The organism is Paenisporosarcina sp. P4_B8, assembly GCF_056402175.1.
Genome location: NZ_JBFUHX010000009.1, coordinates 88641 through 104398, shown reverse-complemented (window position 1 = coordinate 104398; position 15758 = coordinate 88641). Strand labels below are relative to the sequence as shown.

The window sequence follows — 15758 nt, the reverse complement described above, 5'->3', positions numbered from 1 at the left end:
CAAAAATATATAATAAAAATGAGCACAAAGTCTATTTGTCTATATATTTCGACATATAAAGGTGCTATCATGAAATTGTACTGGTACAAGTACCATTTTATAGAAAAAAGGGAGGCTTACAGGATGAGAAAATTCATTCAAAACAAATTAAAAGAACAAAAAGGTTTAACATTAATTGAGCTTCTAGCAGTAATCGTTATTTTGGCGATTATCGCGGCAATTGCAATCCCTGCAATAGGAGGAGTAATTGAAAATTCACGTGTAGGTGCTATGAAAGCTGATAATTTAAATGCAATTGCTGCTGCTGAATTATACTTAATTGACAATCCTACTGCAACATCAGTTTCTTTAGCAGATCTTACAGCTTCTGCAACAACTGCAGTATATTTAGAAGATGCGGGTTCTTTAACTGCTTTTACTTATACTAAAGCAACTAAAGTAGCTACTAGTGCTGCAAATGCTGGGAATATGTATATGAATACAGTCGCAGCAACTAAAGCTAATATTTCTGGAACTGCAAATAGTTCACGAGTAGAAACTGGAGCAGTTAGAGTTAAAAAAGGTTCTGCACCTGCAACTTCCTAATAATCTTTGGAGCTGATTCTATGAATTTCACACCATCGTTCCTAAACAAACGCTCTCGCGTGGCGACGGTTACAATTGAAGAAGATGCGATCCGAATGGTGGAAGTGAAGTCAACGTCTCCTTTGCATGTAGTTTGTGCAGAGGAGCGTTCTTTGCCTTCTGACGTTGTTACGGATGGCAAAATTGTGGACGCGGATACGCTGGTGTCTATTTTAGGCGAGGCTGTGGAAGAATGGAAACTTTCCCGCAAATCCGTTCGGTTCTTAGCGCCAGACGAATATGTGATTATCCGCAAACTATCATATCCTCCCGATGTTCGAAGGGATGAGTTGAAAGGCCACTTCTTTATTGAAATTGGTTCTACACTTTATTTACCTTTCGAAGACCCCGTATTTGATGTGGTCCCTTACACTGCATCAACTGATACAAAAGAAGCGATATTGATTGCTTCAAAAGAAAGTATTTTAAATACATATGAAGATGCTTTTGAAGACGTTAAAATGAAACCGATTGTGGCCGATATTGGACCACTTGCCCTGTATCGTTTGGCATATTCCCAATATGCCTATAGCGGTGAAGAACATATTTTGTTATTGGATGTTAAAAACGATAACTATACCGTTTCGATTTTCCATCAACATTTCCCATTGTTCATGCGACCTGTTGAAGTGAATGAACCTGACGAGTCGAATTTCTTTAGTGGAGCACAAACATCAAAGATGGAATCACTTCTATCTGAAGTCTCAAAGCTCATCAATTTCTATCGCTACAATATGAACCAAGGAAATGAAGGCATCACACATATTTTGCTTAACGGTGAAATGGATAATTGGGAAGAACTATTGCGACAAATGGAACTCCGTTTCGAAGTTCATACTTCCACAGTTGTTCGCGAAACGATTTATATGGAAGATGGAAAAGCCATCCCGATACGCTTTAATCGAGCACTCGGACTTGCGTTGAAAGAGGTGTAAAGATGTTAGTCGATATTAATTTACTTTCCGAAAAAGAACGGGACCGTCCCGCCTTTGTCGTGGCTGCCATCTTACTGATTTTCATCGGCCTATTCGGAGGGCTCGTTTTTTATTTCCTAGGAAATTCTTATGAGAACAAGGAACAAGTATTGAGTTCCCAAAGTGTAGAAGTTGCCAGTCAGCAAACAGCCATTCAAGAACAGATGCTGACAACGGAAGCATTGAACGATACTCAAAAGTTGCAAAAAACAGTTGATTGGGCGGAAGCTTATCAATATGATACTTTGCCTTTAATTCGAGAACTAACTTCACTACTTCCTGAACGAGGATTTTTCATGAACTTTTCGTTTACTTCACCAAGTGAAGCACTAGTGGACGTGCAATTTGATACATCGCGTGAAGCGGCATTTTATTTAACCCAATTAAAAGCATCTGAGATGATTACTGCTGCTAGCTTATCAACCCTTACATATCAACCGTTGGAAGAAGCAGAGGAAGAAGAAACTGATGGCACTGCGACAGCAGTTGAACCTGTTATGCCCCGTTATTTGGCTTCATACTTAATCACTTTTTTAGATACACGTATGCCAGCTGAAGGGACTGCGGTACCAGTAGATCCGAATGTACCTCCAGTTGAAGGGGAAACACCAACAGAAGGCGAAACGCCAGCGGAAGAACAACCAGTTGAACCGCCTGTGACTGAAACGCAACCTCCTGCAGACGATGCGCAAGGAGATGATGTAAATGAGTAGTCTGACACGTAAACAAAAAGAAGTCGGCCTGATCGTCTTATCTAGTTTATTTTGTATCGTATTACTTGCCTATTCATATTTCACATTCTACTCTCCCAAAAAAGAGAGTTTTGCTGTCTCTGAAACGACGCTCACAACGGATCGACAAGTATTGTTTGCGTTGGAACAACAACTGGCTGATCAGCCTGAAATTCCAGTGGTCAGTTCGCTTGAATTGCAAAAGAAAGTTCCAGTTGATCCATTATCTGAACTTGTTTTATTGCAAATTGAGAAAGCGGAAGTTCTCTCACAGTCACTTGTTCAATCTGTGAGCTTTACAGAAGGACCAGTTGTCATTGAATCCCCTCCAGAAGGGGTTGAGACACTTCAGGAACTTCTTGTGAGTTTGTCGATTGAAACGCCTTCCTACACGACATTGGAGACTTTCATCGATGAACTTGAAAAATTGGATCGCATATTAATCGTTGATTCGATTCAGTTCAGCTCTTCTGGTGAAGTGACAACCACTGAACAAGAAGATGAGAAATTACAACTGACGCTGACATTCTCTGCATTTTATAGACCAGACCTAACCGAACTACTCGAAGAAGGTCCTAAAGTTGATACACCACCTCCAGCAGAAAAAGGGAATCCGCTTCCTGCGAACAATGGTGTTGTTACTGGAGAAGTAGAGTCGAGTAAAGATGAAACTGCACTGGTGGAAGGTCAGATTATCGAGAACATTGAAACGGACGAAGAAGCAACTTCCGATTCAGACACGGTATCCAGTAATTTTGAATCTCAAACGTACACTGTTCAACCTGGCGATTCATTATACTCTATTTCTATTGAATACTATGGAGATCGATCAGGCGAACAGAAAATCAAACAGGCAAACGGTTTACATTCAAACAAAATCGTAGCAAATTCAACACTAGTCATTCCAAAATAACGAAACAAAAACTGGAGAGCGTACGTTGCCTCCAGTTTTTGTGTGATTGAGAGGTATGTATGGACATTTTATATACAACATTATTTTTCATATACGGACTTATTTTTGGCTCTTTCTACAATGTCGTCGGATTGCGTTTACCGAAAAATGAATCGATTGTGTCGCCGCCGTCGCACTGCACGATTTGCGATCGACGTTTGACGATCAAAGATTTGGTTCCGGTATTTTCATTTGTTTTCCTGAAAGGGAAATGTCGGGGATGTGGGACAAAAATCAATTGGATTTACCCCGTGATGGAACTTGTGACGGGAGGTTTGTTTGCCTTCGCATTCTATCAACTAGGTTTCTCGTGGGAACTGATTGTTGCAATTTTGTTTATATCGATGCTCGTCATCATCACGGTATCAGATTTTGCTTATATGCTTATCCCAGATAAAGTCCTGTTGTTCTTTGGTGTTTTATTAATTATTGCGCGGATTTTATCTCCACTAGAGCCTTGGTGGGACAGTATCATAGGTGCTGCCGGAGGGTTTGGAATTTTGTTACTGATTGCGATCTTGTCGAAAGGCGGAATGGGTGGTGGCGATATTAAATTGTTCGCGGTCATTGGTCTTGTGCTTGGGATGATTCCGACTTTATTGACTTTGTTCTTTGCTGCATTTATTGGTGCAATCGTTGGCGTCATTCACTTGCGCCGCTCAAAACAAGGGCGCAAAACGCCAGTGCCTTTTGGACCGTCGATTGCACTCGCAGCCATCGTTGTCTATTTTTATGGGAAACAAATACTCGATTGGTATATAAATTTGTTAGTTTAACTCGAAAACTTTTTTGGACAAGCCGACACCGGTCTTGTCTTTTTTTATTGCTCAAATGGTAGCGTTAAAGAAAAACGGGGTGATCAATTGCGTCTTTCAAAAACGTTCTCAAAGTTTTCATACACATTGGCAATCATACATGGTTTTCTTATCGGAGCTGTTTCGATTGGCATATTCGCAATCTTTATTCAGTGGCAGGATAATTCGAAAGCTGAGACTCCTGAGACATCCGCAACGACTGACAAACCAGAACAAGTCGAGGTGACTGCACCGCCAAATACGACAACACCGACTCAATTTTATGCGAAGCAACACGGTGTATTTACCACAGCCGACGGGGCTACTGCCTTGCTTCAATCAAATCCAGCAATGAAATCCGCAGCCATTGTCATCACCGATGGAAAATATTTTGTGTGGTCCGCAGCAAGCACCGTGGAAAGTGAAGTGAAAGTGGAAGGCAGCACGGAGTCTTTCGTTAAACCATTCCGGATCAATTCGGCAGCATGTACCGAACAAGCCATGCAAAAATTACCTGTTTTCCTTGCGAATCCAGACCCGGCAAAATTTAATTTTGCGGACACTGGAAATAAGGATGCCAAACCAAAGGACTGGGACTCTAACATTGCTGCTATATCAACGCTTTCAAAGGAATTAAACGTCATTAGAGTTCAATTATTATCGCATTATTTCGCACAAAATGACTGCTTGAAAATTGAATTATAAGCCCTTTTATTTGGTCAAAATGAAATTATTGCTCTTTATACACATTTTTCAACTTCGACATCATTCTGTATGATGTCAAAAAGGAGCTGATTTCATTGGAATTCAAAACAACAAAACCGTTAATTTTAGCATCTGCTTCACCGAGGAGAAAAGAGTTATTATCACTGCTTGGGGTACCCTTTGAAGTGAAAACAGTGGAGATAGATGAGGAGGACATTTTCGGATGCTCGCCTGCCGAACTAGTTTGCAACATTGCGATGGAAAAAGGACTGGCCGTCGCTGAATACAATCAGCACGCAATCGTCATCAGTGCCGATACAATGGTATTTCTTGATGATGAGGCACTTGGGAAGCCTAAAAATGCAGAGATGGCGAAACTGTATTTGCGGAGATTATCCGGTAGGACACATACGGTCATTACGGGAGTATCCATCTATTTTGAAGGAATTTGCAATGTGTTTTTTGAAGAGACAAAAGTCACTTTTTATAAATTAACGGACGAATGGATCAACAGTTATGTGGCAAGTGGCGATTGCTACGACAAGGCAGGGGCTTATGGTATCCAGACAGCAGGTACTTTGATGGTGGAACATATTAACGGAGACTACAATAATGTTGTGGGTTTGCCTATTGCGGAAGTGTATCGAGAACTTATGAATTTAGAACTGCTTGAGATGAAGTCTGCAGGAGTACGTTATGATAACTGAAGTGAAACCGGCACTGATGATTCGTGACGTCCATGCTTCCGATCGCCCACGTGAAAGACTGATAAACCAAGGTGCAGCCGCGCTATCGAACCAAGAATTGATTGCCATTTTACTAAGGACGGGTACCAAACAGGAATCCGTCCTTCATTTGGCGAATCGAGTGTTGACGTTCTTTGAACAACTGCATGAATTGAAAAATGCAACCATCGAAGAAATCATGTCCGTTAAAGGGATTGGAGAAGCGAAAGCGGTTCAGCTGCTTGCGGCAGTGGAACTTGGTAGAAGGCTGTCTTTACAACAAACAGATGAGAAATTCACCGTTCGTTCTCCGAAAGACGCTGCAACATTCTTAATGACGGATATGACATCTTTAAAGCAAGAAAATTTTGTCTGTCTTTTCATGAATGTTAAGAATCAAGTGCTACACAAACAAACCATTTTTATCGGCAGTTTAAATGCCAGCATCGTACACCCCAGGGAGATATTTAGAGAGGCAGTGAAACGTTCAGCTGCCTCGATTATTTGTGCCCATAACCATCCGTCAGGTAACCCTTCCCCTTCACCTGAAGACATTGAAGTAACGAAGCGAATACAGGAAGCCGGGCGCATTATGGGCATCGAATTGCTCGACCATGTCATTATCGGTGATCATCAATTTATCAGTTTGAAGGAAAAGGGTTACATGTGACACTGTGATTTTCTCCTTTTATCCGTTATAATCAAATTTATGGTTTAAACTAAGCTAAGATTAACTGGCTAAGGATAGAAAGGAAGAACATAACGTGTTTGGATTTGGAGCAAAAGATGTCGGGATTGACCTAGGCACAGCAAATACTTTGGTATTTATTAAAGGAAAAGGAATCGTTTTACGCGAACCTTCAGTAGTTGCAAGAAATACAAATAATGGCGATATCGTTGCAGTAGGTAACGATGCTAAAAATATGATTGGTCGTACACCGGGTTCAATCGTGGCTATCCGCCCGATGAAAGATGGCGTAATTGCAGATTTTGATATTACGACTTCAATGATTCAATACTATTTAAAAGAAGCGATGAAAGCTTCTGGTGGAACGTGGAAAAAGCCTAACGTCATGATTTGTGTGCCTTACGGGATTACTTCGGTAGAACGTCGTGCAGTGATTGATGCAGCTCGTCAAGCTGGTGCTCGTGATGCTGTGACAATCGAAGAACCATTTGCAGCGGCAATCGGTTCGAACTTGCCAGTATGGGAACCAACAGGCAGTATGGTCGTTGATATCGGTGGAGGAACAACTGAAGTTGCAGTTATTTCACTTGGTGGTATCGTAACAAGCGAATCGGTACGTGTTGCAGGAGACGCGATGGATCATGCGATTACAAGTTACATTCGTAAAATGTACAACTTGACTATCGGTGAACGTACGGCTGAAGCAATTAAAATGGAAATCGGTTCTGCTAGAGTAATAGACAATGTCGAGAAAATGGAAATTCGTGGTCGTGACTTAGTTACAGGTCTTCCTAAAACTATCGAAATTTCTTCTGAAGAAATTGCAGAAGCGCTTCGTGAGTCGATTTCAGCTATTATCGACGGTGTGAAAAAGACATTGGAACAAACTCCACCAGAATTATCTGCTGACGTAATGGAACGCGGAATCGTCTTAACTGGCGGTGGCGCATTACTGAAAAACTTGGACAAAGTGATTAGTGATGAGACAAGCATGCCTGTCTTCATTGCAGAAAATCCATTGGATTGCGTCGCAATTGGTACGGGAATGGCGCTAGATCATTTGAACATGATTCGCCAAAATTCTAAACACTAAGGAGGACCGTTCCAATGCCACATTTTTTTTCGAATAAGCGTTTGATTTTGCTGCTTGTCGGGGTGATTTTTCTTGTGGCTTTGATCAGCTTCTCTCTTAAAGATCGTGATAATGCGTCGTTACCTGAACAGATTATTAAGGATGTCGTTGGTTTTGGGCAATCAATTTTCTCAAAACCAACACAGTACATAACAGGTGTTTTCGATAGTGTCGATGCTTTGTTAAATACGTACGATGAAAATAAACGATTGAAAAGTCGCTTAGAAGAATTTGCAAAATTGCAAGCGGACGTCAACGATTTAGCATCCGAGAATACGAGACTTCGAGAAATCGTCGACAAGCAGGACGATCTCAGGGACTATGAACCGATTCAGGCAACTGTTATCGCGAGAAATCCTGATCAGTGGGAAGAAAAAGTAATTCTTGATAAAGGGGAAGTCCATGGAGTTGAAAAAAACATGGCCATCCTTACAGCACAAGGATTGATTGGGAAAGTTGTTCTGACAACTCCTTTCACTTCAACTGTAGAACTATTATCCACTCAAAATCCTAACTATCGCGTATCTGCGATGGTAATGGGTGAAAAAGAAGTATTCGGTTTAATAGAAGGATACGATGATGAACGAAAAGAACTTATATTAAAACGAATCGATTCCAATATTAAAATTAAAAAAGGTCAGAAAATCGAGACATCTGGACTAGGCGGGATTTTCCCGAAAGGTATTTTAATCGGGGAAATTACAGAAGTCTCGACAGACGATTTCGGACTGACGAAAATGGCATATATCAAACCTGCGGCAGATTTTGCACTGCTTGATCATGTCATGATTGCGAAACGAACGATGACAACAGTAAAAAATGGTTCAGACGGCGATAACAGTGCGACGGATGAGACTTCAAAAGATGAGGATGCCTCATGAAGCGATTGATTATTCCAGCCATTGCCGTCGTGCTGTTTTATCTTGAACCTGTGTTCGGATTATTTTCTCCCCTCGATATTAGTGGGGAGTATCGTTTTTTAATCCCTCGATTTCTCATCATGTATTTAATATTCATTTCCATCTACTATAGTCGCAATCGCGCGATGTTGTATGCATTACTTTTTGGGCTCTTGTATGATGTGTTTTTCATTGATATTATTGGATTGTACTCTTTCTTATATCCATTAATTTGTTTAATTGCTAGTTTTATCATGAAATTCATTCACCAGCATCTGATTGTGACAACGGCTTTGTCACTTGTATTGGTAGCAGGTCTTGAATTCGTGCTTTATCAATTCTTTTCATTGATTGGGTTAACAGACATTTCGCTTGCTGTATTTGTACGCGAACGATTAATTCCCACAATGATTGCAAATTCAATTTTCTTAGTGGTGCTCGGCTGGGCATTTAAATACGTAATCAATGCACGTTTGTTGCAACGGTTAAATCAGCCAAATTGATTCTACGCGCGAGGTGACGCATTTGATGACGAAAAAGCAACTAGTCTACATAAAAGGAACTAAAGACGGTCTAGTGCTTCGGCTTGATGATCAATGCGCATATGCCGAACTGGTGGAAGAACTAAAACGTAAAGTATCGGACGAAGGCATCGATGGACAAGCGGAAGTTTTGCTGCAGCTTGGCAATCGCTTTTGTTCAGAAGAACAGACCAAAGAACTCATTGCGAGCGTGCACACGTCACCACATTTACGTGTTTCACGAGTGCAGAGTGATGTCATTTCAATTGAAGAAAGCAACCGTCGAATTCTAGAGCGTCAATCCGAAACGTTTGTAGGCATCGTTCGTTCTGGACAGATTGTTCGGGCAGAAGGTGACTTGGTCGTTGTGGGAGATGTGAACCCGAACGGCAAAGTCATCGCCGGAGGAAATATTTTTGTTCTCGGTCGTTTGAAGGGAATTGCTCATGCAGGGGCGAATGGTAATAAAGAAGCAGTTATTGCTGCGTCTTGGTTAGAAGCAACCCATCTGATGATTCATGAAGCACTAGAAATCATGACAGATGAACTAACCATTCTTTCGGAACAACCAGAAATGGAATGTGCATACTTACATGCAAATGGCTTCATCGCCATTGATAGATTGCAAGAACTGCGTTTATTAAGACCGCAATTGTCTACATTTAAAGGAGGAAGCTAATGTGGGAGAAGCTATAGTAATTACTTCAGGTAAGGGAGGCGTTGGTAAAACAACGACTACTGCTAACCTAGGGACTGCATTGGCACTTCAAGGTAAGAAAGTATGTTTGATCGATACCGATATCGGCTTACGAAACCTTGACGTTGTACTCGGTTTAGAAAACCGTATCATTTATGATCTGGTTGACGTAATTGAAGGCCGTTGTAAAGTACATCAAGCTTTAGTAAAAGATAAACGTTTTGAAGATAAATTATTCCTGTTGCCAGCAGCACAAACGACTGATAAAAACGCCATTAATCCTGAACAAATGAAAGAACTTGTGACGGAATTAAAACGCGATTACGATTATGTCGTCATTGACTGTCCAGCAGGGATTGAACAAGGTTACAAAAACGCAGTGGCAGGAGCTGACCGTGCGATCGTTGTCACAACACCTGAAATTTCAGCTGTACGTGATGCGGATCGTATCATCGGCTTGCTAGAGCAAGAAGATATTGCACCGCCAAAATTAATCATTAACCGCATTCGTCAACATTTGATGAAATCTGGCGATGCACTGGATGTCAACGAAATCACTACGCACCTATCCATCGACTTGCTAGGTATCATCATGGATGACGAAAATGTCATCACCTCTTCAAATAAAGGGGAGCCTATTGTCATGGACCCAACAAACCGTGCAGCACTTGGCTACCGCAACATTGCCCGCCGTATTCTAGGTGAATCTGTTCCATTGATGTCATTGGAACAAGAGCGTAAAGGCATGTTCTCCAAAATCAAATCCATTTTTGCAAAATAATTTATCTGAATCCCCCACTTTGATCGAGTGGGGGATTTCTTTAGGAGGGGAGAAGACTGAATAATTTGAAATCGCACGAACTAGAAGTGTTGCGAATTTGTATATTAAGATCACGGATTGAAAAATCCGCTAAAGTCGAGAGTAGCTATCGCAATATTAAGGCGGGTTTTTCAGGTGAAGAAAAAACTACTGCTTATTTGATGGAAGCAAATCTGACCCCGAAAGTGTCTATCTACCGCCATATCAATTTGGACAATACTCAGTACGATATTATTGTTGTGACACAAAAGCTAATTTGTGTTTTGGAAGTGAAAAATATGACTGGAGAATTTTATTTCGATTCAAGCAACAAACAATTCTATCGAATCAAAAATGGGTTAAAAGAAGGGATGCGCAATCCAGAATTGCAATTACAAAGAGCGGTTAAAGTTTTACAAAAAAGACTTAATCGAAATGGAGTGGATTTTCCGGTAAAAGGACTCATTATCTTGGTAAGTCGAGCTGGAATTGTTATTGAATCTCCTACACTATTTCAAGCTGTCCCTATTGATGCTATGTGCGGTTTCCTTGAACAAATGGAATCTGACAATAGGAAATTGATGACCCATGAAGAGTTGAAAAAAGTGTGTCATATTATTAAGCGTAATGGAAATAAAGTTTATGAAACGGATATTCTTGAGTACCACGGTGTTACACATTCTTCAATTAAAACGGGCGTCAGGTGTTTGAAATGCTTTGAGATATCGATGACTCGGATCTTTTCAACATGGTTATGTACTCGATGTAGCCATCGTGACAAAGGTGCTCATATCGCTGCGCTCCAAGAATATCAATTATTGTTCGGTCGTGAAGTGAGTAGTGATAGATTAAAGTGGTGGCTGGGAATAGAGGATAAATATTTTATTAAACGGATAGTGAAGGAAGTTTCCGAAAATAGTATAGGCAGCTCTCGCACTCGAACTTATGTGCTTTCATTCAAACCTTGGGTGTTAGAACCATTTTTGACTTCGGAACTGAGAAAGAATTAGTAGGTAATTGGTTAGTTGCCCCTATAAGGACAAAAGTTGCCCCCATCAACCGAATAGTTGCCCCAATAAGCATCAAAGTTGCCCCTATAACTATCAAAATCCCCAGATTAATAGAAATAAACCGAACAAGCCCCGCATATACTACCCGAAAAGGGGGGCTGCGGCATGAAATTCACAAATAAATGGATCATCGCTTGCATAATTACCGTTGGCATCATCGCAACGATACAAATCCAGGAACGAAATGACCAAACTTCACAACTTCGCACTCTGTTCTCGGAAGGGAAAGACTTACAAATGGTTCGCGAGTTCGTACTCGCTCAGTTTCCAACAAGCTCGACACCAGAACTCATCCCTGTGTCTGCGCCCACAAAGGACCCTATGATACCGACGATGGCTTCGTATGAATCAATGCAACCATATGAAGAAGGCGTGCTTGTTTCCTATGATACCGCGATACAAGTAGTCGCCCGCGAAGATGGCATTATACTGTTTACTGGGCACACCCGACATACTGGGAAAACGATGACCGTCCTTTATGATAATGGGGATACGGTGACGTATGGATTTGTGGAGAATTTTTCTAATTTACCTTATACCGCGGTTGCTGCCAATGACTTAATTGCAGAAGTAGAGCCTGGTTCCATGTTCGTGAAAGTTGAACGTGATGGAGAATTGCTTGAACCGACTGCGATTAAAGAATGGATGAATGATGTACTTCAATAAGATTCGCATGCATCCCATCATGATCCCCATCATTATCTACCTGATTGCGACTGCACAACTCTCACATTACAGCATCATTATCGGCTCATTACTTATTCATGAGCTAGGACATATTGCGGTAGCAAAATGGACGGGCCTCAAGATGACCAGTTGCACCATTCTTCCGTATGGGGGAGAAATAAAAATTAAAAATCTTCATTTAGCTCCGACTCATCACCAGTGGCTCATTGCGATTGCTGGGCCACTTGCAACGGCTATTCTCTATTTAGTTGCCCAACCTTTCCAATTTCCTGGACAAGCTTTTTTTAATGAAGTTCAGTTGACTATACTAGCATTGAATTTAATTCCAATTTTGCCGCTGGACGGTGGACAAGCGCTGAAATCTATCTTGCCCAAACGTTATCGCGAGACGCTATTAGCGTTGTCTATCAGTCTTTCAACGCTTTTGATAGTAGTGACGTTTGACCATCTTCATCTGGCATTGATTTTCTCATTTATCGCATTGCAAAATATTCGCTCATGGCAATATCGAAAATATGAGGAAGCTTTCTATAAAATTGTGACGAAGCAGTTGACGCTGCCTTAGCATTATGGTAAAGTTTTAATGTTATTGTTTGTAGCACCCGTGCTACTACAACCGCTCTGAAGAGGTTAAAGTATCTGCAAAGATCACCTCATTTTAAGGCGAGTCTGAGTCTAAGAGGAGGTGCAGTAAAATGTACGCAATTATCGAAACTGGTGGTAAGCAAATCAAAGTTGAAAAAGGTCAAGAAATCTACATCGAAAAATTAGGTGTTGATGCTGAAGACGTTTTCACATTTGACAAAGTATTATTCGTAGGTGGAGACAACGTGAAAGTTGGAGTTCCTTTCGTTGAAGGAGCAACAGTAAAAGCTACAGTCGTGAAAAACGGCCGCGGTAAAAAAATCACAGTTTTCAAATACAAAGCGAAAAAGAACTACCGTAAAAAACAAGGTCATCGTCAACCTTACACAAAACTTGTGATTGATTCAATCAACCTATAAGATGTGTGAACGATGATAACTGTAACGATTGAAAAAGATCAATCCAATCACATTCATTCTTTTGAAATGAAAGGCCATGCAGAATTTGCCGAGCATGGAAAAGATCTAGTTTGTGCAGCTGCAACCGCTGTTTCTTTTGGAGCAGTCAATGCAATCGCTGAACTTACGAAAGTCCTTCCAGACGTGAAGCAAGGGCAAGACGGCGGGTTTCTCAAAGTCTCGTTTCCGCAAGATCTGGTTTCAACTGTGAATGATCAAGTGCAATTAATTGTACAAGCGATGATTGTTTCTTTACAAACGATTGAACAAGATTATGGACAATATATAAAAATAACCTTCAAAAAGTAGGGGGTGAAACAAATGATGTTAAGATTAGATCTTCAGTTTTTCGCATCGAAAAAAGGAGTAGGTTCGACTCGTAACGGACGTGACTCACAATCAAAACGCCTTGGCGCTAAACGTGCTGATGGTCAAATGGTTTCAGGTGGTTCAATTTTATACCGTCAACGCGGGACTAAAATTTATCCAGGTGAAAACGTAGGCCGTGGTGGAGATGACACACTTTTTGCGAAAGTTGACGGAGTTGTACGCTTTGAGCGTTATGGCCGCGACAAGAAAAAAGTTAGTGTATATCCTGTAGCTCAAGAAGCTTAATTCAAACAGCCAAAGGACTGCATAACTGCAGTCCTTTTTCTTTTTATCAAAAAGTGTTTACATTTGCATAGATAACTCTAGATTAGAGGACTCTATGTCTAGCTCTAAGCACATACCTGCGATCACTCGTCGCAAAGGAAACCTTCCTTTTAGCGTCGGCGTCAAGTTCGACTTGTGCTTTGCGCTTTTCTTTTTTGCAACAAAATCGCTTTATTTCTTGGTATACTTAGGAATTGAGACTAGCATAATGGAGAGTGTGATGTATGACCGAAAAAACGTTTTCAATAAATGAGGCACTGCGATTTGCACGCCATGATTTTTTGAATCAGTTGCAACTAATCAAAATGAATATTGATCTTGCACGACTGGAAGACGCAAAGGCGGCAATAGATCACTACTCTACAGAAGCTAAAGCGTTTTATGAACTTTCGAAAATGGATTTACCACGCACGACAGAGTGGCTTCAGACTGCCAATTGGCGTTTCCCTGGATTTCAAGTAAGCATTTCCAATAACATCGAATCAGATTGCAACCTATTGTTGGATGAGCAAGTCCAAGATGTACTTGAACAAACAACAAAACTGTTACACGAACAATTAAATCCTTATACAGAACAACTATTGCACATTCATATAGTGTGTAATCCGACGACATTTAAACTGACGTTTGATGCGAACGGAGAATGGGAACCCATTCAGCAAGAACTTTCAAAAGAATCGCACGTTTCACTGACCCATGAATGCAAAACGACCAAGAATTGGCGTTTTCATATAGAAGAAAGCAAGGAGGGATAGTCAATGTTTGTCGATCACGTAAAGATATTCATTAAAGGCGGAGATGGCGGAGATGGTATGGTCGCGTTTCGTCGTGAAAAGTATGTACCAAATGGTGGTCCTGCAGGTGGAGATGGTGGCCGCGGAGGGAACGTAATCTTTGAAGTTGAAGAAGGATTACGTACGTTAATGGATTTCCGTTATAAACGTCATTTCAAAGCAGACCGTGGCGATCACGGACAAAGTAAAGGAATGCACGGACGCGGAGCGGAAGATTTAATCGTTAAAGTTCCACCTGGTACAGTCGTAATGGCTGAAGAAGGCGGACCGGTACTAGCTGATTTAGTTGAGCATGGTCAAAGAGCGGTTATTGCAAAAGGTGGCCGTGGAGGTCGCGGGAACTGCCGTTTTGCAACACCTCAAAATCCAGCACCTGAGCTGTCTGAAAAAGGCGAACCAGGACAAGAAATTGAAGTGGTTTTAGAACTTAAAGTATTGGCTGATGTAGGTTTGGTTGGATTCCCAAGCGTTGGGAAATCTACATTGCTGTCTGTCGTATCAGCAGCGAAACCAAAAATTGCAGCGTATCATTTTACAACAATCGTTCCTAACCTTGGAATGGTTGAAACAACTGATGGTCGTAGCTTTGCGATGGCCGATTTGCCAGGTCTTATCGAAGGCGCAAGCCAAGGTGTAGGTCTTGGACATCAATTCCTTCGTCATATCGAACGTACACGCGTAATCGTTCACGTAATTGATATGTCTGGTATTGAAGGTCGCGATCCTTATGATGATTATGTGACGATTAATGAAGAGCTTCGTCAATACAACTTGCGTTTGACGGAACGTCCTCAATTAATTGTAGCGAACAAAATGGACATGCCTGATGCAGAAGAAAACTTGGCTGAATTCCGTAAGAAATTACCGGAAGATGTGAAGATTTTCCCGATTTCGGCACTTTCACGCAAAGGGTTGAATGAACTTTTATTCGCAGTTGCAGATTTACTTGAAGTAACTGAAGAATTCTTAATTCACGAAATGGCTGAAGAAGAATCAGATAAAACGGTTCTTTACAAACACCAATCTGAACGTGATGGCTTCGAAATTTCACGTGACGACGATGGGGCTTATGTATTAAGTGGTTCATCAATCGAACGCTTATTCAAGATGACCGACTTCTCTCGCGAAGACGCGATTCGTCGTTTCGCACGTCAACTTCGTGGTATGGGTGTTGATGAAGCATTACGTGAACGTGGTGCGGAAAATGGCGATACAGTAAGACTCCTTGAATTCGAGTTTGAATTCATCGAATAGAAAGTGAGGATGGAC

21 protein-coding genes and 1 other annotated feature are annotated in these 15758 nt (G+C 41.2%); all 21 genes read left to right on the top strand.

Annotated elements, in window-relative coordinates:
* The first annotated feature begins 123 nt into the window (after positions 1–123).
* Complete coding sequence (locus tag AC1DSK_RS10415) at positions 124–585, top strand: prepilin-type N-terminal cleavage/methylation domain-containing protein (protein ID WP_477546982.1); 462 nt, start codon at positions 124–126, stop codon at positions 583–585.
* A 20-nt stretch (positions 586–605) separates the two neighbouring features.
* Positions 606–1559, top strand: coding sequence for a type IV pilus biogenesis protein PilM (gene pilM, locus AC1DSK_RS10410; RefSeq protein ID WP_477546981.1), 954 nt, complete (start codon positions 606–608; stop codon positions 1557–1559).
* Between the two features lie 2 nt (positions 1560–1561).
* A complete protein-coding gene (locus AC1DSK_RS10405; RefSeq protein ID WP_477546980.1) occupies positions 1562–2311 on the top strand; it encodes a hypothetical protein in 750 nt (249 codons plus the stop codon).
* Positions 2304–3242, top strand: coding sequence for a LysM peptidoglycan-binding domain-containing protein (locus AC1DSK_RS10400; protein WP_477546979.1), 939 nt, complete (start codon positions 2304–2306; stop codon positions 3240–3242). The genes AC1DSK_RS10405 and AC1DSK_RS10400 overlap by 8 nt, the downstream gene beginning before the upstream one ends.
* Positions 3243–3301: 59 nt before the next feature.
* On the top strand, positions 3302–4057 hold the full coding sequence (locus AC1DSK_RS10395; protein ID WP_477546978.1) for a prepilin peptidase: 756 nt from the start codon (positions 3302–3304) through the stop codon (positions 4055–4057).
* Between the two features lie 87 nt (positions 4058–4144).
* Entirely contained in the window at positions 4145–4780 is a 636-nt protein-coding gene (locus AC1DSK_RS10390) for a hypothetical protein (RefSeq protein WP_477531867.1), read from the top strand.
* Positions 4781–4875: 95 nt separating this feature from the next.
* A complete protein-coding gene (locus AC1DSK_RS10385) occupies positions 4876–5487 on the top strand; it encodes a Maf family protein (protein WP_477546977.1) in 612 nt (203 codons plus the stop codon).
* Positions 5477–6175, top strand: a complete 699-nt coding sequence (radC, locus tag AC1DSK_RS10380) for a RadC family protein (protein ID WP_477546976.1) — start codon at positions 5477–5479, stop codon at positions 6173–6175. Before AC1DSK_RS10385 ends, radC begins: the two co-directional genes overlap by 11 nt.
* Before the next feature lie 94 nt (positions 6176–6269).
* Positions 6270–7286: a rod shape-determining protein gene (locus AC1DSK_RS10375; RefSeq protein ID WP_016426789.1), complete on the top strand. Its 1017-nt coding sequence runs from the start codon at positions 6270–6272 to the stop codon at positions 7284–7286.
* Positions 7287–7300: 14 nt separating this feature from the next.
* Positions 7301–8206 carry a rod shape-determining protein MreC gene (mreC, locus tag AC1DSK_RS10370; RefSeq protein ID WP_477546975.1) on the top strand — a complete coding sequence of 302 codons (906 nt, stop codon included), beginning with the start codon at positions 7301–7303 and terminating at the stop codon, positions 8204–8206.
* Positions 8203–8727: a rod shape-determining protein MreD gene (gene mreD, locus AC1DSK_RS10365; RefSeq protein ID WP_477546974.1), complete on the top strand. Its 525-nt coding sequence runs from the start codon at positions 8203–8205 to the stop codon at positions 8725–8727. The genes mreC and mreD overlap by 4 nt, the downstream gene beginning before the upstream one ends.
* Before the next feature lie 25 nt (positions 8728–8752).
* Entirely contained in the window at positions 8753–9424 is a 672-nt protein-coding gene (gene minC / locus AC1DSK_RS10360) for a septum site-determining protein MinC (RefSeq protein WP_016426792.1), read from the top strand.
* Position 9425: 1 nt separating this feature from the next.
* On the top strand, positions 9426–10223 hold the full coding sequence (gene minD, locus AC1DSK_RS10355; RefSeq protein ID WP_016426793.1) for a septum site-determining protein MinD: 798 nt from the start codon (positions 9426–9428) through the stop codon (positions 10221–10223).
* 65 nt (positions 10224–10288) lie between these two features.
* The gene (locus tag AC1DSK_RS10350) at positions 10289–11251 is read left to right on the top strand and encodes a nuclease-related domain-containing protein (protein ID WP_477598215.1); all 963 of its coding nucleotides are present in this window, start codon (positions 10289–10291) and stop codon (positions 11249–11251) included.
* 165 nt (positions 11252–11416) lie between these two features.
* On the top strand, positions 11417–11977 hold the full coding sequence (locus AC1DSK_RS10345) for a hypothetical protein (protein ID WP_477546973.1): 561 nt from the start codon (positions 11417–11419) through the stop codon (positions 11975–11977).
* Complete coding sequence (locus AC1DSK_RS10340) at positions 11961–12563, top strand: metalloprotease (protein ID WP_477598213.1); 603 nt, start codon at positions 11961–11963, stop codon at positions 12561–12563. The genes AC1DSK_RS10345 and AC1DSK_RS10340 overlap by 17 nt, the downstream gene beginning before the upstream one ends.
* Before the next feature lie 39 nt (positions 12564–12602).
* Positions 12603–12679 (top strand) — a sequence feature (ribosomal protein L21 leader region).
* A gap of 14 nt (positions 12680–12693) precedes the next feature.
* Positions 12694–13002 carry a 50S ribosomal protein L21 gene (rplU, locus tag AC1DSK_RS10335; protein ID WP_016426797.1) on the top strand — a complete coding sequence of 103 codons (309 nt, stop codon included), beginning with the start codon at positions 12694–12696 and terminating at the stop codon, positions 13000–13002.
* A gap of 12 nt (positions 13003–13014) precedes the next feature.
* Positions 13015–13350 carry a ribosomal-processing cysteine protease Prp gene (locus AC1DSK_RS10330; RefSeq protein WP_016426798.1) on the top strand — a complete coding sequence of 112 codons (336 nt, stop codon included), beginning with the start codon at positions 13015–13017 and terminating at the stop codon, positions 13348–13350.
* Between the two features lie 15 nt (positions 13351–13365).
* Complete coding sequence (gene rpmA / locus AC1DSK_RS10325) at positions 13366–13656, top strand: 50S ribosomal protein L27 (RefSeq protein WP_036659634.1); 291 nt, start codon at positions 13366–13368, stop codon at positions 13654–13656.
* Between the two features lie 263 nt (positions 13657–13919).
* Positions 13920–14450, top strand: a complete 531-nt coding sequence (locus AC1DSK_RS10320) for a Spo0B domain-containing protein (protein ID WP_477546971.1) — start codon at positions 13920–13922, stop codon at positions 14448–14450.
* A gap of 3 nt (positions 14451–14453) precedes the next feature.
* On the top strand, positions 14454–15743 hold the full coding sequence (gene obgE, locus AC1DSK_RS10315; RefSeq protein WP_016426801.1) for a GTPase ObgE: 1290 nt from the start codon (positions 14454–14456) through the stop codon (positions 15741–15743).
* Positions 15744–15758: the final 15 nt, after the last annotated feature.